General features: G+C 68.5%; 19 protein-coding genes. 3 read left to right on the forward strand and 16 right to left on the reverse strand.

Translation table 11 applies throughout. The annotated features are described in order from the left end of the window. Positions 1–16: 16 nt before the first annotated feature. From H1R19_RS18940 to H1R19_RS18950, 3 genes are all read right to left on the reverse strand, one after another. Complete coding sequence (locus H1R19_RS18940; protein WP_219849807.1) at positions 17–475, reverse strand: rhodanese-like domain-containing protein; 459 nt, start codon at positions 473–475, stop codon at positions 17–19. A gap of 153 nt (positions 476–628) precedes the next feature. Further along, positions 629–1771: an FAD-dependent oxidoreductase gene (locus H1R19_RS18945; protein WP_219849808.1), complete on the reverse strand. Its 1143-nt coding sequence runs from the start codon at positions 1769–1771 to the stop codon at positions 629–631. A 97-nt stretch (positions 1772–1868) separates the two neighbouring features. Further along, positions 1869–2825 (reverse strand): alpha/beta hydrolase, encoded by a 957-nt coding sequence (locus H1R19_RS18950; protein WP_188331157.1) that lies wholly within the window; start codon positions 2823–2825, stop codon positions 1869–1871. 60 nt (positions 2826–2885) lie between these two features. Here H1R19_RS18950 and H1R19_RS18955 point away from each other — a divergent pair, with 60 nt between their 5' ends. Then, positions 2886–3473 (forward strand): TetR/AcrR family transcriptional regulator, encoded by a 588-nt coding sequence (locus H1R19_RS18955; RefSeq protein WP_188331158.1) that lies wholly within the window; start codon positions 2886–2888, stop codon positions 3471–3473. A gap of 10 nt (positions 3474–3483) precedes the next feature. Here the strand turns inward: H1R19_RS18955 and H1R19_RS18960 are convergent, their stop codons facing one another. Genes H1R19_RS18960 through H1R19_RS18975 form a run of 4 tightly spaced genes read right to left on the reverse strand, consistent with a single transcriptional unit; the run spans position 3484 to position 6762 of the window. After that, positions 3484–4284, reverse strand: coding sequence for a type III pantothenate kinase (locus H1R19_RS18960; protein ID WP_219849809.1), 801 nt, complete (start codon positions 4282–4284; stop codon positions 3484–3486). A gap of 27 nt (positions 4285–4311) precedes the next feature. Then, positions 4312–4752 carry an aspartate 1-decarboxylase gene (gene panD / locus H1R19_RS18965; RefSeq protein ID WP_219851783.1) on the reverse strand — a complete coding sequence of 147 codons (441 nt, stop codon included), beginning with the start codon at positions 4750–4752 and terminating at the stop codon, positions 4312–4314. 2 nt (positions 4753–4754) lie between these two features. Then, a complete protein-coding gene (gene panC / locus H1R19_RS18970) occupies positions 4755–5729 on the reverse strand; it encodes a pantoate--beta-alanine ligase (protein ID WP_372632231.1) in 975 nt (324 codons plus the stop codon). A 7-nt stretch (positions 5730–5736) separates the two neighbouring features. Then, a complete protein-coding gene (locus H1R19_RS18975) occupies positions 5737–6762 on the reverse strand; it encodes a Rossmann-like and DUF2520 domain-containing protein (RefSeq protein ID WP_219849811.1) in 1026 nt (341 codons plus the stop codon). A gap of 321 nt (positions 6763–7083) precedes the next feature. Here H1R19_RS18975 and H1R19_RS18980 point away from each other — a divergent pair, with 321 nt between their 5' ends. Next, positions 7084–8658: a serine/threonine protein kinase gene (locus H1R19_RS18980; RefSeq protein WP_219849812.1), complete on the forward strand. Its 1575-nt coding sequence runs from the start codon at positions 7084–7086 to the stop codon at positions 8656–8658. Positions 8659–8692: 34 nt separating this feature from the next. Here H1R19_RS18980 and H1R19_RS18985 read toward each other — a convergent pair whose 3' ends face one another. The 9 genes from H1R19_RS18985 to hpt form a co-directional block, all read right to left on the reverse strand. Next, complete coding sequence (locus H1R19_RS18985; protein WP_188331163.1) at positions 8693–9481, reverse strand: hypothetical protein; 789 nt, start codon at positions 9479–9481, stop codon at positions 8693–8695. 257 nt (positions 9482–9738) lie between these two features. After that, positions 9739–11298 (reverse strand): DUF6779 domain-containing protein, encoded by a 1560-nt coding sequence (locus H1R19_RS18990; protein WP_219849813.1) that lies wholly within the window; start codon positions 11296–11298, stop codon positions 9739–9741. Between the two features lie 143 nt (positions 11299–11441). Next, positions 11442–11957, reverse strand: a complete 516-nt coding sequence (locus tag H1R19_RS18995; RefSeq protein ID WP_188331165.1) for a DUF3180 domain-containing protein — start codon at positions 11955–11957, stop codon at positions 11442–11444. Then, positions 11954–12517 (reverse strand): 2-amino-4-hydroxy-6-hydroxymethyldihydropteridine diphosphokinase, encoded by a 564-nt coding sequence (gene folK, locus H1R19_RS19000; protein ID WP_219849814.1) that lies wholly within the window; start codon positions 12515–12517, stop codon positions 11954–11956. Before folK ends, H1R19_RS18995 begins: the two co-directional genes overlap by 4 nt. Further along, positions 12514–12885 carry a dihydroneopterin aldolase gene (folB, locus tag H1R19_RS19005; protein WP_219849815.1) on the reverse strand — a complete coding sequence of 124 codons (372 nt, stop codon included), beginning with the start codon at positions 12883–12885 and terminating at the stop codon, positions 12514–12516. The genes folK and folB overlap by 4 nt, the downstream gene beginning before the upstream one ends. After that, positions 12878–13732 carry a dihydropteroate synthase gene (folP, locus tag H1R19_RS19010; RefSeq protein ID WP_219849816.1) on the reverse strand — a complete coding sequence of 285 codons (855 nt, stop codon included), beginning with the start codon at positions 13730–13732 and terminating at the stop codon, positions 12878–12880. Before folP ends, folB begins: the two co-directional genes overlap by 8 nt. 50 nt (positions 13733–13782) lie before the next feature. Then, positions 13783–14397, reverse strand: a complete 615-nt coding sequence (gene folE / locus H1R19_RS19015) for a GTP cyclohydrolase I FolE (RefSeq protein ID WP_188331168.1) — start codon at positions 14395–14397, stop codon at positions 13783–13785. A 10-nt stretch (positions 14398–14407) separates the two neighbouring features. Next, positions 14408–16936: an ATP-dependent zinc metalloprotease FtsH gene (ftsH, locus tag H1R19_RS19020; RefSeq protein ID WP_219849817.1), complete on the reverse strand. Its 2529-nt coding sequence runs from the start codon at positions 16934–16936 to the stop codon at positions 14408–14410. Between the two features lie 203 nt (positions 16937–17139). After that, the gene (gene hpt, locus H1R19_RS19025; RefSeq protein WP_188331170.1) at positions 17140–17703 is read right to left on the reverse strand and encodes a hypoxanthine phosphoribosyltransferase; all 564 of its coding nucleotides are present in this window, start codon (positions 17701–17703) and stop codon (positions 17140–17142) included. Between the two features lie 331 nt (positions 17704–18034). Here hpt and H1R19_RS19030 point away from each other — a divergent pair, with 331 nt between their 5' ends. Then, on the forward strand, positions 18035–18757 hold the full coding sequence (locus H1R19_RS19030; protein ID WP_188331171.1) for a DUF8020 domain-containing protein: 723 nt from the start codon (positions 18035–18037) through the stop codon (positions 18755–18757). The last annotated feature ends 12 nt before the right edge of the window (positions 18758–18769 follow it).

Below are 18769 nucleotides of genomic sequence, written 5' to 3' on the forward strand. Positions count from 1 at the left end.
ACAGGTCCGGCGCGGCTCAGCTCTCGTGCGCGGAGATGATGGCCAGTTCGCCGGGACTGATGCGGCCGTTCACGCGCGCCTGACGCATCCGGCGGTGCCCGCCGACGACGAACACCGCGCCGTGAACACCGCGGGCCTGCAGATGCCAGGCGAGCCATTCGGCCTCGTGGCCGTCCTCGCTCACCAGAATCCAGCGGGCGTCGGTGCTCGCGGTACGCAGCGCCTCCGACGTGCCGGGGGTGAGTCGGTCGAGCACCTCGACGGCGTCGATGGCGAGCGCACCGAACAGCGCCCCGTCGAGGCTGCGTCGGCGATGCGAGCGGACGTCGACCGGGATGGCGCCCTCGGCCACCGCCGACGCGTAGTCGTCGACCTGCACAGACAGTGGAGCGGCCGGGGCCTGGGCAACGGTCGGGGCCGTCGCAGCAAAGACCTGGCCGGAGAAAACAGAAGAAGACGCAACCGAAGCGGTCATGAGAGGGAGTCCTCGAGTGATCGAAAATTGAGCAGGGAGCGCGAAGGAGGGCAGCCGCAGATGCGGACTAGCCCTGACAACACTCCTGACAGCTCTTGATCACGGCGACGAGTATGCCACAGGGTCGCGCACGGGACCAGACCTCGACGAAGGTCACACCGTCGGCGGTCCCCAGTTCTCCACACGACGCAGCTCCGCGTCGACGACCTTGTCCGGGGTCAGCCGCATCGCCAGATCGCGGGCCCACACCGCCGGCGCCACGCGCAGCTGACCGACCCGGCCGAGGACCCCCGCGCGCCGCGCGATTCGCCGGGTGCGCGGCCGCCGAAGCCGGTCGTAGACGGCCGGCGCATCGCCGACACCGTCGGTGCCAGCACGGGCGAGGAGCGTCGTCAGCACGGCCGCATCCTCCATCGCCAGGTTCGCTCCCTGGCCGAGGTTCGGGGTCATCGCGTGCGCGGCATCGCCGACGAGCACGCAGCGACCGCCGATGAACGACGGCAAGGGGTGCGCCAGTTGCTCGATCGGGAGGTGCCCGACGGACTCCGGGTCGGTGGCGTCGAGCAGCTCGGCAATCGGCGCATGCCACCCCGAAAACTGTTGTCGCACCACGTCAAGGCCTCCCTCAAAGCCGCCCTCAGAACCCCCGCCCACGACGCCGTCGGAGACGGAGGCGAACCAGTAGACACATCCGTCGGGAAGTGGCGCGATGCCGAATCGTCGCCCGCGTCCCAAGGTCTCGCCGGCTGCGTCGAGCGCGACCGGCGTCGAGGTGACGGCCCGCCAGGCCGAGTAACCGCAGCGGGCCACCCCCGGGTCGTCGGCGATCGCGGCGCGCACCCTGCTCCGGAGACCGTCGGCTCCGACGACCAGGTCGCACTCCATGGAGGTGCCGTCGTCGAGCTGCACGGTCCTGTCGCGAACGCCGCTCACCCCGGTCCCGGTCCGGATCTCCACGGAGTTCGGGAGGGCGCCGAGCAACGCCTCGTGCAGTTCGGTCCGGCGCACGACGCGCATCTCGGCGAGCGCCTCGCGATCGAAGCGGGTGAGCCATCGCCCGTCGGGGCGACGGGTTCCGCTCACGATGGGCGCAACCGGCGCCGGCGCGTCGGGAACCACGGATCGCAGCCCGAGCACCTCCAGCGCACGCAGACCGTTGCCGAACAGGCTCAGCCCGGAACCGCCGCCGCGCACCTCCGGCGACCGTTCGACGACCGTCACCTCCGCGCCGTTCCGTGCGACCCCAGCAGCGGTGCACAACCCTGCGATGCCCGCGCCGACGATCACCACCCTCACGGGTTTCTCCACATGGAGAAGACGGTTACAGATGCCCGTCCGTATGGCGAGAGATCAGTCAGATCTTCTCGACGCGCGATGCCTGCTGGACGCCGACTCACGTTCGACGCGCGGTGACGATGTCGTCGGCGAGCCCGCGCAGATGACCGGCCAGTTCGTCGATCCCGGGCTGCTCCATCGGGAAATGGCCACACCCGGTCAACAGCTGGATGTCGGTCGGTGCGGCGATCCGCCGGGCGAACCGCACACTCACCCCGGGTGGGGTCCAGGTGTCCGCTGCCGGGTGAACCAGCACCACACGCGGGCCCGCGTACTCCTCCGGCGCGGGCACCTCGTGGGTCATCAGGTCGGTCAGGAATCCCAGCGGGATCACCGATCCCGCCCCCAGTTCGTCGTCGATGCAGGCCTTCGCGAGCACGGGGTCGAGGCTCATCCGCGACATCGGCGCGACCCAGCGGATCGGGAACCGCAACCGTGCGAGCACCCCGATCCGTGCAGCCGCCGACATCACCGGGATCCCGCGCGCCAGTGCCGGGGTACGGGCAGCGGATCGACGTGCCGCCGGATCGCCGGCGAGATCGAGCAGACAGGTGGCGACCACGGCCGCGACCCGGTCGGATCCTGCCGCGACCTCGTAGGCGAGCATGCCGCCGAGACTTGCGCCGAAGACCACCAGCGGACGCGGATCGTCGGCTGTCTCGGCGGTGATCAGATCGGCGACGAGGTCGACCCAGTCCTGATAGCGGACGCGGCCCGGTTCGGCCACACGCGTTCGCCCGTACAGGGGAAGGTCGGGCGCGAGCACCTCGTAGCCCTCGTTTGCCAGGATCGCACCCAGCGGCCACACCAGCCCGCTGTGTCCGCCGCCGCCGTGGAGCAGCAACACCCGCAGCGGCGCCGACGGACGCGTGGCCCGTAGGACGTGGACATCGGTCGAGCCGGACGGACGGCCCGTACTCGCGGGCCACCTCCACCAGGTGGACTCGCCGTCGACCCCCGCGGCCACCGAACGCCAGGGTTCGGGGAGAAAGCGACTGTAGGATTCGTTGGTCATGCATCCATCGTCGGCCCGGCGGGTCGGCAGGACAACTCGCTTTCGCCCAGGATGGAGCACATGCGCAAAAGGCCTCGGCAACAACGATCTTCGTTCACCGTCGAAGTGATCCTCGAAGCGGCGGCTCAGCTTCTCGACGCCGAGGGGCCGGCGATGACAACCAACCGCATCGCCGAGAAGGCCGGGGTCTCAGTGGGTTCGGTCTACCAGTACTTCGGTGACAAACAGGCGATCTTCGACGAACTCGCGGCACGCCATCTCGCGGAGTCGGGAGCAAAGATGGCAGCTGTCCTCGACGACAACCCGGTCGGTTCGAGGCCCTGGCCGGAGGTCCTGCACGCGGTCATCGGCGTTGCAGTGCGGGAGAACTCCACACATGGACGCGCGCATGGCCGTCTCCGCGAGCTGGCCGACCCGGTCCGTCTCGCCGCGGGGTACACCGAGATGATCGAGCAGTGGATCAGGCGGCTGGGCGAGCATCTCGTCGCCGACGGCTGGTCGGCGGAGTCCGCCGATGCCGACCTGCGGCTCGCGTTCGCCGCGGTCGACGCGCAGGTCCATCAGCTCGCCGGCACCGGCTTCTCGGAATCCGAACTGACCGACCGGATCGCCGCCTACACCGAACGGGCGCTCGCGAAGCGAACCTGAGGGTGTTGCCCTACTTGCCGCGACGGTTGGCCTTGGACCGTTCGTGGACCAGCCGCAGGCCGTCGAGGGTCAGATGCGGGTGATGGTCGGTGAGCGAACGGCACTCGTCGAACATCAGCGGCGCGAGGTAGCCGGTGGCGACCACGGTCACGTCGTCGGCGTCGAAGCCGGGAACGGTGTCACAGACACGGTCGACGAGCCCGTCGACCTGGCCGGCGAACCCGTAGAGGATCCCGGACTGCAGGGCTTCGACGGTGTTCTTGCCCAGGACGCTGCGCGGTGGCATCAACTCGACCTTGCGCACGGTGACGGTGTGCTCCGACAGCGCCTCGACGGCGAGGTTCACGCCGGGAGCGATGGCGCCGCCGAGGAACTCACCCTTCGCCGACACCGCGTCGACGACGGTGGCGGTACCGAAGGCCACCACGATGCAGGGACCGCCGAATTCATGGTGTGCCGCAAGACAGTTGGCCACGCGGTCGGTGCCGACCTCTTTGGGGTTGTCGACGAGCAGCGGAACCCCGGTCCGCACACCCGGCTCGAGCAGCACATGCGGGCCGTTGCCGAAGTAGCGGGGAACCATGACGCGCAGTTCGCGTAGCAACGACGGCACGGTGGACAGCGCGCTGACACCGGTGACCTGTTCGACGTCGGCGCCCAGCATCCCGCGGAAGGCCCAGGCGAGTTCGTCGGCGGTGTAGTGCGGGTCGGTGTGGATACGCCAATCACGCACCAGGCGTGCGTTGTCGCCGCTGCCGGCGTACACGCCGAGATGGATGTTGGTGTTGCCGACGTCGACGGTGAGGAGCATCGGGGTGAGCTCGCGGTGGCGTCGACGTCAGATCGACGCGTCGGCGAAGACCGCGGTGTCGAGGTGGCGCGGATCGAGCAGACCCGACCCCTCCGGCACGTCGGCGGGATCGTCGCCGGTGGTCACGATGCGGTTGTGGTCGTCGACGAAGACGACGTTCGGCGAGTACTCGCGCAGCTCTGCGGCGTCGAGCATGCCGTAGGCGATGATGATCACCAGGTCGCCGGGATGAACGAGATGCGCTGCGGCACCGTTGATCCCGATGACACCGCTGCCACGTTCACCGGCGATCGCGTAGGTCACCAGCCGGGAGCCGTTGTTGATGTCGACGATGGTGACCTGCTCACCTTCGAGCAGACCGGCGGCGTCGAGCAGGTCGGAGTCGATCGTCACCGAGCCGACGTAGTGCAGATCGGCCTGGGTCACGGTGGCGCGGTGGATCTTCGAGGTCATCATGGTGCGCAACATCGTCATCGTCCCTCTGTCGTGGTTGTGGTGTCATTGGCCCAGGCGATTTCTTCTTCGAGCGCGGCGAGGCCGCCGATGCTCACGCCGACGTTGTCGATCAGGCGGGCGGTGCCGAGGCGGGCGGCGACGAGAAGTCGGCCCGCACCCTTCTCCGGCGGTTCCTCGAGCTGCCGGCCGCGAAGCGCGAGGTAGTCGACCTCGATCTCCGGCACGGTGGCCAGAACCGACTGTGCTGCAGCAACGATCGCGTCCGGTCCGCCCTCGGCCGCGTGTGCGCCGGCAAGCAGCGCCGCCGACAGGGTCGTCGCGAGTTCGCGCTGCTCGGGCGTCAGGTAGCGGTTTCGCGAGGACATGGCCAGTCCGTCGGACTCGCGTACCGTCGGGACACCGACGATCTCGACGTCGAGATCGAGGTCGGTGACCATCTGCTTGATCAGGACGAGCTGCTGATAGTCCTTCTCGCCGAAGTAGGCGGCGTTCGGCCCGACGATGTTGAGCAGCTTCAGCACGACGGTCAGCATCCCGGCGAAATGCGTGGGACGCGAGACGCCGTCGAGGATCGCCCCGGCCTCACCCGGGTGCACCGTCGTGCGCCGGCCGTTGGGGTACATCGACGCCGCGTTCGGCGCGAACACCAGCTCGACGCCCAACGGCGCGAGGAGTTCGAGGTCGGCCTCGAGCGTGCGCGGGTAGGCGTCGAGGTCCTCGCCGGCGCCGAACTGCAGCGGGTTGACGAAGATCGAGACCACCACGATGGTGTTGCCCTTGGCCTTGGCGGCGCGGACGAGTTGCAGGTGCCCGGCGTGCAGTGCACCCATCGTCGGGACCAGCACCACACGCTTGCCGGCCGCACGCAACGCACGGGTGACGCGCGTCAGCGTCGCCGGTTCACGGTGCAGTGTCAGCTGACCGGCCGCGTAGGTCGGTGTCTCGTCGGTCGGGACACTCACGGCATCTCCTTTGATCGGTGGTGTCATTCGGGGGTCACGCCTGGTCCAGAAGGCGCAGGAGCGCGGGTGGGGCGTCGGTGTGCTCGGCGGCGCGGCGTGCGAGTGTGCGGTACGCCTCGACGATGCCGTGCGGGCCGGCGCCGCCGGGAACGGTGGCGAGCGCGGCGAGGTGGCGGGCGACCGCGGGCGCGTCACCTCGGGCGACCGGACCGGTCAGCGCCGACGGCCCGAGATCGAGCACATTGCGCAGCGAGGCCGTGACCAGCGGACCGAGGATGCGCTCGGCGAGCCGGCCCCCGTCCCCGTCGACGGTCGCGGTGTCGCGGCCGGAGTTGTCGATGGCGGCGTTCAGCGCGGTCACGGCGTCGGAGATCAGCGCGATCAGATGGTTGGCGCCGTGCGCGAGTGCGGCGTGATAGAGCGTGCGATCGTCCTCGGTGATCCGGACCGGCTCACCGCCCATCTCCAGGACGAGCGACGACGCGATGGCCTCCCCGACCCCGTCGCCCGCGGTGATCGCGAAACACGAGTTGGTGAGACGGGCCGTGTCGTCCTCGGTGCCGACGAAGGTCATCGCCGGATGCACGGCGAGTGCGAGTGCCCCGCGCAGGGCGACCGGCTCGAGGACGCCGACACCCTGTGCGCCGGCGGTGTGCACCACGATGGTCCCCGGCCGCAGGGAGTTCGACGCCGCGATCTGCGCCACGACGGTCTCCAGTGCTGCGTCGGGGACGCTGACCACCAGCAACTCCGAGCGGCCGATGACTGCGTCGAGGTCGAGGATCTCCGAGTCGGGCAGGCGCCGGGCGGCGCGACGACGGGACTCCGGCGAGCGGGCGACGACTGCGCCGACCACGTGCCCTGCCTTCTCGAGCGCTTCGCCCAGAGCGGTTCCCACACGACCGGCGGACACGATTCCCACGGTCAGTCGGGCGGGTGCGGGCAGATTCGACGTCCCCGGGAAAGGATCGGGATGCGGGTACGGGGAATCACCGAAGGCGTCGTCGCCACCGGCCCGCCGCGCAGACGGCATGCCGGGATCACCGCTCGGTGAGGTCACCGCTGTCCTCCAGAGTTCGTTCCAGTCCCGCTCTGCCGTGGACACATCGCGGGAGCGAACTCACTGCGGCGGGCCCGCACGGGTACCAGACGTTGCAGAGCAAGGGTAGGTCCCGTACGCCGCCCGGGGCCAACCTCTGTGACAGGTGTCACCGCCGGCCCGGCACGACGACATGGGTGGCGCGCGTCTGCCGTCCGGGCGACGACGGCTGTGACCTGCGCCGAACCGGCGTAGTCTGAGTCCGACCATTCTCCCGTCCATCCCCCTCGACAGCGTCCATCCCCTCGGTAGCGAGGCCCGCACCTCAGAGAAGGTCCGCAGATGAGTCTGGAACCGGGCACGCAGTTCGCCGGATACACGATCGTGCGCAAGATCGGGGCGGGCGGGATGGGCGAGGTGTTCCTGGCGCAACACCCGCGCCTCCCCCGGTGCGACGTCATCAAGGTGCTCGCCGAGCATGTCTCCACCGACCCGACGTTCCGGGCGCGGTTCACCCGCGAGGCCGACCTCGCCGCACAGCTCGACCATCCCTGCATCGTCAGCGTCTACGACCGCGGCGAGGTCGACGGCCGGCTCTGGATCTCGATGCAATACGTCGCGGGCACCGACGCCGCGGCGCTCGTCGCCGCCAACGAGGGCGGCCTTCCCCTCTCCGACGTCGGGGCCGTGAGCGACTCGATCGGCGCCGCACTCGACCATGCCCACCGCCACGGACTGCTCCATCGCGACGTCAAACCCGCCAACATCCTCCTCAGCGCGGAGGGGACCGACGATCCCGGCACCGATGAGCGTCGAATCCGGTTGGCCGACTTCGGGATCGCTCGCCAGACCGATGGCGGAACCTCACTCACCTCAGCCAATCTGTTGATCGGCTCCTTCCCCTACTCCTCGCCCGAGCAGCTGTCCGCGGAATCTCTCGACCCGCGCAGCGACGTCTATTCCCTTGCCTGCAGCGTATTCGAATTGCTGACCGGCACAGTCCCATTCACTGCACGCTCGGCAGCCATGCTGATCCATCACCACCTCAGCACCCCGCCGCCGGAGGTCTCTTCCCTACGCACGGGCCTCCCACAGGCAGTGTCCGATGCGGTGCGCCACGGACTGGCCAAGAACCCCGGCGACCGGCCACCGTCGGCAGGTGCGTTCGCTGCCGAATTGCGTTCGGCCATCGACACGACCGGTTTCTTCCCGGCTCCGCCTCGCGCCACCGGGTATCCCGGCACCGGTAGCCGGCAACCCGGTTCTCACCAACCCGGTTTTCAGCAACCGGGTGCCCAGCGGCCGGATTCCCAGCGGCCGGGCGATCCGCTCCCGACCGACCGGACCATGCGCGTGCGCGCCGCATCGAACACGACCGAGGTCTCGCCACAGCCGGTCCCTCTCCCGCCGCCCGCCGCCGCATCCGGCCTCGCCGCGACGGTCCACGCGCCCACCGAAGCGCTTCCGACCGCTGAGCGGCGCCCCCGACCTCCCGCGACGGGCCCGGATCCCGACGGTCGGACACATCTCGAGCATCGCCGGCCCGCATCGTCGCACGGGCACGGATTTCCCGCGGCGACGGCGTATTCCGAGCTGCCGGGGCAGACGGTCGAGGGCCCCGACGCCCACTCCGCCACGATCGCCTCACGCGACCATCACGTACTCGATCCGCCGCCGACCGGTGCCACGGCGGCGCGCAGAACCACGGCGTCCCTGGCGTGCGGTATCGCAGCCGTGCCGATGAGTGTCGCCGGTGGTCTAGGGCTCCCGCTCGGCGTGGCCGGCTGGTATCTGGCCGGGCGCGGGCCGGCGTCGTCGGCCGCCCGTCTCGCTCAGGTGTTGTGCGTCCTGGGGATGATCCTGAGCGTCGGATTCATCGGATTCACCGTGGTCCGGGCCATCGTGCTGCAGTTCTGACCGACCCGAGATCAAGGCGCGCAACACCTTTCGGTCAACGCATACCCAACGTCTCGGGTGGGCTCGCCTGCACTCGTCCCTGCCGGGACAACGCCCCGAACACCGAGTCGACGACCCAGAGCGTGCTGATCCCGGCGATGATGTCCACGACATCGTCGAACGGCGACCGGTACCTGGGCGAGAACGGATCGAGCACCTCGGCGGTGGGAACACCCAACAGGCTGCCGGTCCGGTCCACCAAGGCATCGAGAGGGTTGGACGTCCAGCCCTCGTAGGCGTTGATCGCCAGCAACGCGATGACCGGGATCGCGAGCACCCACCAGAAGCCGCGGCGTCGGGCGACCGACCACGCCACGATCAGCATCAGCACGAACGCCGGGGTGTGATCGGAGCAGAACGTCAGCGCCGCATACTCTCCCGATCGCACCAGTATCGGCACCTGACCGCCCCAGAATCCCAGTGCTCCGACCGCTCCGATCGCCACGGCGATCGCGGACCGAACCGGGCCACGAGCCCAGATCCCCAGGACGATCACCATGTACAACGGCATGAGTGCGGTCAACACCCAGATCAGGATCAGGCTGACCGCCGGCCCGTCGGCCTGGAACGCGGCATAGTATTCCGGGAACGCGGTCCCGTTGAGCGGATCAAAAGTGAAGAGCCACAACACCGTCGGCCACCAGGCGAGGACGGGCAAAAACAAGGCTGCACTCACCAGCGTTTGCCTCACCGCAGTACCGCGATCGGTGAGACGCAACCCGACGCGCGACGCTGCGGTCTGGTCACCCAGACCGTACTGCCCATCGGCGAGCACGTCGCTCATTCGTGAAGTGTAGGGCGATCGTCCAACTCCTCGCCGACGATTGATCAGGCACGTCACAGAAGTCGCCCGAACGGGTGACCATCGCGGTTGACCGCCCGCTCAGACGTTCCGGGCGTTCCGTCTCAACCCTGAAGCATGATGTGTCTCAGAGATTCCCGAGGACGCCCGGACAGCCGTTCCGACGGTTCGGATCAGCCGTTCCGACGGTTCGGATCAGCCGTTCCGACGGTTCGGATCAGCCGTTCCGACGGTTCGGATCAGCCGTTCCGGCGGCGGCGCCCGCCGCCGGAGGACTCGGTCTGCTGACGCAACTGGCTCAGCAGTTCCGACACCGGCAGGCCCGCGGAATGCGCGGGTTCGGCGTCATCATCGGCGGCGCGGCGACGACGACCACCACCACCGAAGTGTTCCGCGGTACGGCCTCCGGGAGTGCCTTCGTGGCGGCCGACCGTCCCCAGGAACGCCGGCGGCTGGACATCGGAATCACCGACGGAATCGGCGGCGGCGATCCCACGCTCGGAGACCTCGGTCTCAGCGAGCTCGGCGTCGGTGGTCTCGGCGTCGGTGGTCTCGGCGTCGGTGGTCTCGGCGTCGGGGATCTCGACCTCGGGGCGCACGTCCTTGATACGCGTGGCCTCGGGGCCGTCTGCATCGGCCGCGTTGTGCCCCGCAGTATCGGGGCCGGCAGGCGCGGCGTCGCCCGTCGCCCACTCGTCGGTCGGGGTGTCATCGGTGTAGAGCGGCTCACCGACCGGGATCGAACCCGGCCTCGACGACCCGCCCGGCTCGGTGTCGGTGTCGGTGCCGGGGTAGAAGCCGCCCGAGAACGGGAGGGAGGAGGACTCACCGGAATACGTGCCGGGCGCGTCGCCGGCGCCGGCAGCGCCGGGGGTGGTCCCGGCCGCGACCTCGGTGTCCGCGCCCTGGGTGTCCGCGCCCTGGGTGTCCGCGCCCTCGGTGTCCACGACCTCGGCGTCGGACACATCGTCGGCACCCGTGGCGGTGTCCGAGTCGCGTTCGGTCGCCGACCGCCCGAAGGTCGGGAATCGGGGCGCCGACGTCGAAGGCCGCTCGATCTCCTCCTCCGGCACCTCGGTGGCGATCCGGCCGGACAACGGGTCGTCGTCGGTGATGACCGGGATGACCTCGGTCATCTCGTTCGGGTCGACCTGTCCGGTGTGTCGGCCGTCGTCGGCGGTCGGTGCGGTCGCCGCGAAATCGCGGGCCGCGAGGACACCGTCGTCGGCGTACGCCGAACCGTAGGGCGGCACGCCGCCGAACTCACCACCGAACGGCCGTTTGCGGGTGCGCCCGCCGGCACGGGGGTCGTCGTCGAGTCCCGACGCGAGCTCGCGCATCTTCTCGCTGGACAGCGCTGCCCGCTGGTCCGGCAGCGGCTCACCGAGGAGCATCTCGAGACTCGACCGCAATGCCAGAACCTGAGCCTTGAGTTCGGAGAGCTCCTCGTTGGACTCGGCGGTCACCTCTTTGCGGATCGTGGTCTCGACGTCGAGCTCGTACTGACGTCGCGCCGCGATCTCGCGTTCGAGTTGTAGTTCGTAGACGAGCCGGAGATCACGGCTCTTCGCCTCGGCACTCTCGGCCTGACGGCGGAACTTGGTCACCAGGATCGCGCCGATCACCGCGGCCCACAGCGCCGCGATGACGGCCAGGGATCCCGTGATGGACAGCCGGTCGGTGAAGACCATCAGAATGCTGGCCACCAGGGCGAGCACGATCAAAAGACCGAGCAGCCATTGAGCCGCCGACCGACTGGAGCGTCGCGAGTCGGCGGAACGGCCGTTCGAGGTCGTCATGATCGTGAACTTACCCGCTGTAGGTGCATTCATCGGCCAACCGGGTGCGGAGTTTCTCAGATAGCCGTCATGTTAAGGGCCAGAATTCCGAATTGGCCCGTGAGCAATCAGCGAATGTCGGCGAATACACCGATCACCGAACGTCACGCGTCGCCGACGGCGGGCGGGTCCTCGGGCGCGCGGCAACAGTATTCGAGCCACATCGCCGCACAGACCAGGATCGCCCCGCCGATCAAACCGATGATGGCGCCCGGACGATCATGGTCGGCGGCCGCCACGTCGTGCTGGCCGAGCAGGAACGCGAGCAACCCCAGCCACACCCCGACGGCGATCGCACCGAGGATGGCAGATGCCTTGGCCAGAGCCAGTACTCGCGCCGCGGTCAGCGGATGCAGTTGGCCCCGGGCGCGACCCACGTTCCGCGAGTCGACCCGCGCGCGGACGACGAAGGCGATGACGATCTCGAGTGCCGCGAGCACATACAGGACGATGCCGGCCAGCAACGGCAGCGGCGGGAAATCGGAGTAGTTGTACCGCACCAGAATCCACGCCGCGATGGCGGTCACGCCGGTGATGGCCAGCAGATCCCGGACCCGGGTGGGGCCGAGTCCCGACTCCTCGTCGTCCTGTTCCGGGCGGTGCGGATCCGGTGTGCTCATGCCGATCCCCCGGTCTCCCGGCCTGCCGAATCCCGGCCTGCAGTCTCCCGGCCGACCGCCACCCGGCCGACGCAGCGCACCGCGTCCCGGTCGGCGGCGTCGAGTTCATCGACGAGGTCGGCGACGGCGCGTTCCCCCTCGGGGGTCCACAGTGTCGCGTCGGGTTCGATCTCCAACCACGGGATCAGCACGAAAGCTCGTTGCGCGGCACGGGGATGGGGCAGGGTGAGGACCGGGTCGTCGGAGACGATCACGCTTCCCGCATCGGCGACCGAGATCACGTCGACGTCCAGAGTTCTCGGCCCCCAACGGATGTCGCGTGTCCGCTCGGCTGATCGTTCGAGTTCGGCACACCGCCCGAGCCACTGACGCGCATCGTGACGGCCGTCGACGATGAGGGTGATGTTGAGGAAGTCGTCCTGCTCGACACCACCCCAGGGAGGTGTCGAATACACCGAGGACACCGCGACCAGATCGGCGGCGAATCCGTCGACCACCGAACGCAGATACGCCATCGAATCACCGACGTTGGAGCCGGCCGAGAGCACCGCGCGGCTCATCGCATGCCCTTTCGGGAACGGCGGGTCACCACCGCGACATCGTCGAAGGTCAGCGGGATCGGCGCCGACGGCTTGTGCACGGTGACCTCACAGGCGCTGATGCGGTCATCGGCCATGATCGACTCCGCCACCTCGGCACCGACGGTCTCGATCAGGTTGCGGGCTTCGCCGCCGACGATCGCGGCCACCTGTTGCGCGAGGGCCCCGTAGTCGACGGTCTCGGCCAGGTCGTCGGTGTCGGCCGCGGCCTGCAGGTCGAGCCAGAGGACGACGTCGATGTAGAAGTCCTGACCGTCGGCCCGTTCGTGGTCGAACACCCCGTGATTGCCGCGGACTTTGAGTCCACGGAGTTCGATCCGATCAGCCATGAGGGTCTCCTGCCGGTGACGAGTGTCGGGAACCGCCTGCGCGCCAGGCCGCCGCGACTGTCACGGCGTCGTAGCTGCTCGCGACGTCGTGGACCCGCACACCCCACGCCCCCGCAGCCGCGGTGAGCGCCGAGATGGCGGCGGTCGCGATGTCGCGGCCCGCGGGGGACCGCGCGTCGCCCTCGCGACCCAACAGGGTGCCCAGGAAGCGCTTGCGCGAGGCGCCGACGAGAATCGGGAAACCGAGGCCGATGAAGGTGGGCAGCGCATGCAGCAGTGCCCAGTTGTGCTCGGCGGTCTTGGCGAAACCCAGTCCGGGATCGAGGATGAGCGAGTCCGGGTCGACCCCGGCCGACACCGCGGCATCCACCTGCGCCAGCAACTCGCCGCTCACCTCGGCGACCACGTCGCGATAGCCGTCGACGTCGCCGGAACGGTGGGTGAACCGGCGGTCGTCGCTCTCCCCGGAGGGGCGCCAGTGCATGAGGATCCACGGCAGACCCGCCTCGGCGACGACGCGGGCCATGTCGTCGTCGGCACGTCCGCCCGAGACGTCGTTGACGATGGCCGCGCCGGCCTCGATCGCCGCCGCTGCCACCGGCGCGCGCATGGTGTCCACCGACACGACGACGCCGTGTGCGGCGAGGGCCGCGATGACCGGCGCCACGCGCGCCGCCTCGAGATCCGGGTCCACACGAACAGCCCCGGGCCGGGTGGACTCGCCGCCGACATCGATCAGATCGGCCCCCTGGGCGACCAATTCGAGTCCGTGGGTGATCGCGGCGTCGGTGTCGAGATACCGGCCGCCGTCGGAGAACGAGTCGGCGGTGACGTTCAGGACGCCCATCACGAGGGTCCGGTGGTTCCCACCACCGACAGGGACCGCCTTCGGCTGGGTCACCGGGTGATCAGGTCGAGGGCTTCGCCGCGGGACACCGCACTGGTCTTGAAGATGCCGCGCACCGCCGACGTCGTGGTGCTCGCCCCGGGCTTGCGGATGCCACGCATCGCCATACACAGATGCTCGGCCTCGATCACCACGATCACGCCGCGGGGCTCGAGCCTGCGCATCATGGCGTCGGCGATCTGGCTGGTCAGCCGCTCCTGCACCTGCGGGCGCTTGGCGTACAGGTCGACCAGCCGCGCGAGCTTCGACAGACCGGTCACGCGGCCCGAGGAACCGGGGATGTAGCCCACATGCGCGACACCGTGGAACGACACGAGGTGATGCTCGCAGGTCGAGTACATCGGGATGTCCTTGACCAGCACGAGCTCGTCGTGATCCTCGTCGAAGGTGGTCGCGAGAACGTCGTCGGGTTCTGTGTAGAGTCCCGCGAACATCTCCCGGTACGCGTTCGCCACACGCGTCGGGGTCCGGACCAGACCCTCGCGATCCGGGTCCTCCCCCACGGCCAGTAGCAACTCACGCACTGCGGCCTCGGCACGGGCCTGGTCGAACGTCGAGTGCGGCCCCTCGAGGACGGCGTCGTCGTGCCGCTCGCTGATCGTCATTCAGCTCACCTTACGAGCCGGGGCGGTGGCCGCCGTCACCGGCTTCGCCACTGTCCGGGCCGGTCCCACCGCCGTTCACGTCACCGGCGCGATGACCCCAGCCGTTGGTTCCGTTCTCGCCGGAACGCGGGCGCGGCTGCTCGGGCGGCCACCCCGGGGCCGACCAGTCCCGAGGGGCACCGTAATCCGGACGGGTCCCGGTGGAGTACGGACCTCCGGGACGCGGCACCGCCTGTCCCGCACCCTGATCGGGGGTCGGGGGGCTCGGGTACTGCGAACCCGGGTTCTGGGGGTTCGGGTTCTGGGGGTTCGGATACGGGGGGTTCGGATACGGGGGGTTCTTCTGCAGACTCGGGTTCTGGGGACTCGAATTCTGCGGATTCGGGTACTGGGGGTCCCGGTGGGGATCCGGGTACTGGGGATCCGGGTATTGGGGGTTGGGGTACTGGGGATTCGGATACCCGTGCCCCTGCTGCGCCGGCCCGCCTTGTGCACCCGGCTCGGGGTACATCGGCGGATAGTTCGGCACCTGTCCCGGCACCTGCGGACTGCCGGGATACCCCGCACCGACCGGCTCGGGCACCTTCGACTGCTCCGGCGGCGGCCACGGCTCGCCACGTTCGATCGCGAGCTCACCCGGGGTCTTCACCGGCGGCTTGTCGCTCGGGATGCGCTCACCGAAATCGTTGAACGCCGTGATCCGCGGACGCTTCTCGACGTCGGTGAAGATCTTCTCCAGATCCTTGCGGGTCAGCGTCTCCTTCTCGAGCAGCTGGCTGGCCAGCACGTCGAGGGTGTCGCGGTACTCGTTGAGGATGGCCCACGCCTCGGTGTGCGCGGTCTCGATGAGACGACGCACCTCGTCGTCGATCTCGCTGGCGATCTCGGCCGAGTAATCGGTGTGCGATCCCATCGAACGTCCGAGGAAGGGATCACCCTGGTCCTGGCCGTAGCGCACGGCTCCGAGCTTGGAGCTCATGCCGTACTCGGTGACCATCGCGCGGGCGATCTTGGTGGCCTGGTCGATGTCGGACGACGCGCCGGTCGTCGGCTCGTGGAACACCAGTTCCTCCGCCGCCCGGCCGCCCATCGCCATCACCAGACGCGCGATCATCTCCGAGCGCGTCATCAGGTCCTTGTCCTGCTCGGGGACGGCGAGGGCGTGACCGCCGGTGCGTCCGCGCGCGAGGATCGTCACCTTGTAGATGGGGTCGAGGTCGGGCATCGCCCAGGCGGCCAGCGTGTGTCCGCCCTCGTGGTACGCGACCACCTTGCGCTCGTGTTCGCTGATGATCCGGCTCTTGCGGCGCGGGCCGCCGATGACCCGGTCGACCGCCTCCTCGAGCGCCTCGGCGGTGATCGTCTGCTTGTTCTCACGTGCGGTGAGCAGTGCGGCCTCGTTGACGACGTTGGCCAGGTCGGCGCCGGACATGCCCGGCGTGCGCTTGGCGAGACCGTCCAGATCGGCGTCGGCGTCGATCGGCTTGCCCTTGGCATGCACCTTCAGGATCGCGCGACGACCGGCCATGTCGGGGTTGCCGACGGGGATCTGACGGTCGAAGCGTCCCGGGCGCAGAAGAGCGGGATCGAGGATGTCGGGCCGGTTGGTCGCGGCGATCAGGATGACGCCGGAACGTTCGCCGAAGCCGTCCATCTCGACGAGCAGCTGATTGAGTGTCTGTTCACGCTCGTCGTGACCGCCGCCGAGACCCGCACCGCGCTGCCTGCCGACGGCGTCGATCTCGTCGACGAAGATGATGCACGGGCTGTTGTTCTTGGCCTGCTCGAAGAGGTCGCGCACACGGGAGGCGCCGACACCGACGAACATCTCGACGAAGTCCGACCCGGAGATGGTGAAGAACGGGACGCCGGCCTCACCGGCGACCGCGCGGGCCAGCAGCGTCTTGCCCGTTCCGGGCGGACCGAACAGGAGCACACCCTTGGGGATCGTGGCCCCGAGTGCCTGGTAGCGCGCCGGGTTCTGGAGGAAGTCCTTGATCTCGTAGAGCTCCTCGACGGCCTCGTCGGCGCCCGCGACATCGGCGAAGGTCGTCTTGGGCATGTCCTTGGTCAGCTGCTTGGCGCGCGACTTGCCGAAGCCCATCACGCCGCCGCGTCCACCGCCCTGCATGCGGCTCATCACGAAGAAGAACAGACCGAACAGCAAGATCATCGGCAGCACGAAGATGAGGATCTGCCAGAGAATCGACTGCTCGTTGACGTTGGTGGTGTACATCGCGCCGGTGCCCTGCACGGCGTCGAAGATCTGGTCACCGGCCTGCGCCGGATACTTGGCGCTGATCTTGTCGGCGTCGGCGTCGTCGACCTTGACCGGTGTCTTGAGCTCGATGCGGAGCTGTTGCTCACGGTCGTCGATGCTGACGAACTTGGTGTTCTTCTTGTCCAGCTGTTCCAGTGCGACGGAGGTGTCGACGCTGCGGTACTCGCGGCCGGAATCGCTCATCACGCTCCAGCCCCACAGGGCGAGCAGGATGAGCGCCAAGATGGCGAGGTTGCGGAAGACTGTCTTACGGTTCATGCCAGTTGGTGGGGGTCGAGCTGGTACGCGGGATCGGGTCCTGCGCGCCTACGCCGTTCCCATGTCCTTCCCATCGACGTACACATTGAGGCTACCGGTCAACGATCGTGCCGGTGAATCCGTTCCCTTGCAGGTGGGCGCGCTTCTCACCCGGAAGAACCCGCATCGACGCCGAGTCCGGGTGAACACCGGCGCCGCGTCGGTCACTGCGAGTACACCTCGGGCTTCAGCCGGCCGATGTAGGGCAGGTCGCGATACCGCTCGGCGTAGTCCAGGCCGTAGCCGACGACGAACTCGTTCGGGATGTCGAAGCCCACGTCGGCGACCCGCACGGGCGAACGCACGGCCTCCGGTTTGCGCAGCAGGGTGCACACCTCGAGGCTGCGTGGCGAACGGGTCGCGAGATTCTTCATCAGCCACGACAGCGTGAGGCCGGAATCGATGATGTCCTCGACGATCAGGACGTCACGGCCCTCGATGTCGCGGTCGAGGTCCTTGAGGATGCGCACGACGCCCGAGGAGGAGGTCGACGACCCGTAGCTCGAGACCGCCATGAACTCCATCTGGGACGGAATCGGCAGCGCACGGGCGAAGTCGGTCATGAACATGATCGCGCCCTTGAGTACCCCGACGAGGACCAGATCCTCTTCGATGTCGGCGTATCGCGACGCGACGGACTGGGCTAGCTCGGCGGTGCGCTGTTTGATCCGTTCCTCGGAGATCAGAACGGCGTCGATGTCAGCGGCGTACGGGTCGGCAAACTGCACGTGCTCAGCTTGTCATGTTTTCGCGGTCACACAGGCAACGGGTGCTGATCCGCAGCGGATACACCCGACGTGATAACCGTTCAAACCACCAGCGGAAATGGCGGAGGAAATGCACATGATCGCCACGGCGTCGATCAAGACCACCGTTTAGCCGAATTGATAGTCAGATAACAGCTCGGTAACAATATACAACACAGGCACCATTCCACGCGGATCCATTTCGTTACCGAACAGACATCTGACATTGTCAGATCAAGCAGTCTAGGCGTGGCTGCCACATTTCCCCTCCCCTCCCCTCGCCCCGGCCCTGGTCGGACAGAAAGAGGACCCCGTGCACCCCACCTCGCGTATCCCCCTGCGCAAGAACCCGTTGAGCCGGATTCGCCTCAGCGCCATCCTCAGCCTGGCCGTCGCATCCGTCACCATGTTTGCAGCAACTGCTGAAGCCCGCCCCTCGCAAGACCTTCCGGTCACCTACTCGCTGTCGCACACCGCGTCGTCGGTGAACATGTCGGTGCAGAACGGCGAGTTCGCACGTGAGGACGGAAAGCTCGTCCTGCGAAATCTAATCGGCCATGAAGTACTTCGAATTCCGCTGGTCTACCGCAACGAGAATCGACAGTTCCCCATCGACACCACCATTTCGAACGGGAACGCGACCCTCATTCCGTCGAAGGACGTATCACGTTCGGTGGAACTGTCCCCCGCCCTGGTCGAACCCGTCCGCGCCGCCGCGCAAACGCTGCCGCAAACGCGTCAGCAACGCGACGATGAGGCACTGCAGCGGATGATCAGCCAGTTCAGCGCCGGCATGACGATCTCTCAGTGGGTCGGCCTCGCGCTCGGCGTCGTCGTGGGCGGTGTCCTCGGGTGCATCCTCGGAGCGGCGATCGGATGCCTGCCGGCCATCCCGCTGGGCGCTTCCATCGGAGGGATCGCCGGCGTCGTGGTCGGTGGCGGCGCGTCCCTCGCGGTCGCGGCCTTCCATTACTTCCAGACCATCACCTCGCCGTTCAAGCCCCCTCGCCAGCAACAGCAGCGCGCCCCTCGCTGACGGCGCGCGACG

It is taken from the genome of Gordonia jinghuaiqii (assembly GCF_014041935.1).
In the GTDB taxonomy this organism is placed as follows: Bacteria; Actinomycetota; Actinomycetes; order Mycobacteriales; family Mycobacteriaceae; genus Gordonia; species Gordonia jinghuaiqii.

Excerpts from the sequence above, each read along its gene's own strand:
- H1R19_RS18940 (WP_219849807.1), bottom strand. The coding sequence starts at position 475 with ATGACCGCTTCGGTTGCGTCTTCTTCTGTTTTCTCCGGCCAGGTCTTT.
- H1R19_RS18950 (WP_188331157.1), bottom strand. The coding sequence starts at position 2,825 with ATGACCAACGAATCCTACAGTCGCTTTCTCCCCGAACCCTGGCGTTCG.
- H1R19_RS18955 (WP_188331158.1), top strand. The coding sequence starts at position 2,886 with ATGCGCAAAAGGCCTCGGCAACAACGATCTTCGTTCACCGTCGAAGTG.
- H1R19_RS18960 (WP_219849809.1), bottom strand. The coding sequence starts at position 4,284 with ATGCTCCTCACCGTCGACGTCGGCAACACCAACATCCATCTCGGCGTG.
- panD (WP_219851783.1), bottom strand. The coding sequence starts at position 4,752 with ATGTTGCGCACCATGATGACCTCGAAGATCCACCGCGCCACCGTGACC.
- panC (WP_372632231.1), bottom strand. The coding sequence starts at position 5,729 with ATGACACCACCGATCAAAGGAGATGCCGTGAGTGTCCCGACCGACGAG.
- H1R19_RS18980 (WP_219849812.1), top strand. The coding sequence starts at position 7,084 with ATGAGTCTGGAACCGGGCACGCAGTTCGCCGGATACACGATCGTGCGC.
- H1R19_RS18985 (WP_188331163.1), bottom strand. The coding sequence starts at position 9,481 with ATGAGCGACGTGCTCGCCGATGGGCAGTACGGTCTGGGTGACCAGACC.
- H1R19_RS18990 (WP_219849813.1), bottom strand. The coding sequence starts at position 11,298 with ATGACGACCTCGAACGGCCGTTCCGCCGACTCGCGACGCTCCAGTCGG.
- H1R19_RS18995 (WP_188331165.1), bottom strand. The coding sequence starts at position 11,957 with ATGAGCACACCGGATCCGCACCGCCCGGAACAGGACGACGAGGAGTCG.
- folK (WP_219849814.1), bottom strand. The coding sequence starts at position 12,517 with ATGAGCCGCGCGGTGCTCTCGGCCGGCTCCAACGTCGGTGATTCGATG.
- folB (WP_219849815.1), bottom strand. The coding sequence starts at position 12,885 with ATGGCTGATCGGATCGAACTCCGTGGACTCAAAGTCCGCGGCAATCAC.
- folP (WP_219849816.1), bottom strand. The coding sequence starts at position 13,732 with ATGGGCGTCCTGAACGTCACCGCCGACTCGTTCTCCGACGGCGGCCGG.
- folE (WP_188331168.1), bottom strand. The coding sequence starts at position 14,397 with ATGACGATCAGCGAGCGGCACGACGACGCCGTCCTCGAGGGGCCGCAC.
- ftsH (WP_219849817.1), bottom strand. The coding sequence starts at position 16,936 with ATGAACCGTAAGACAGTCTTCCGCAACCTCGCCATCTTGGCGCTCATC.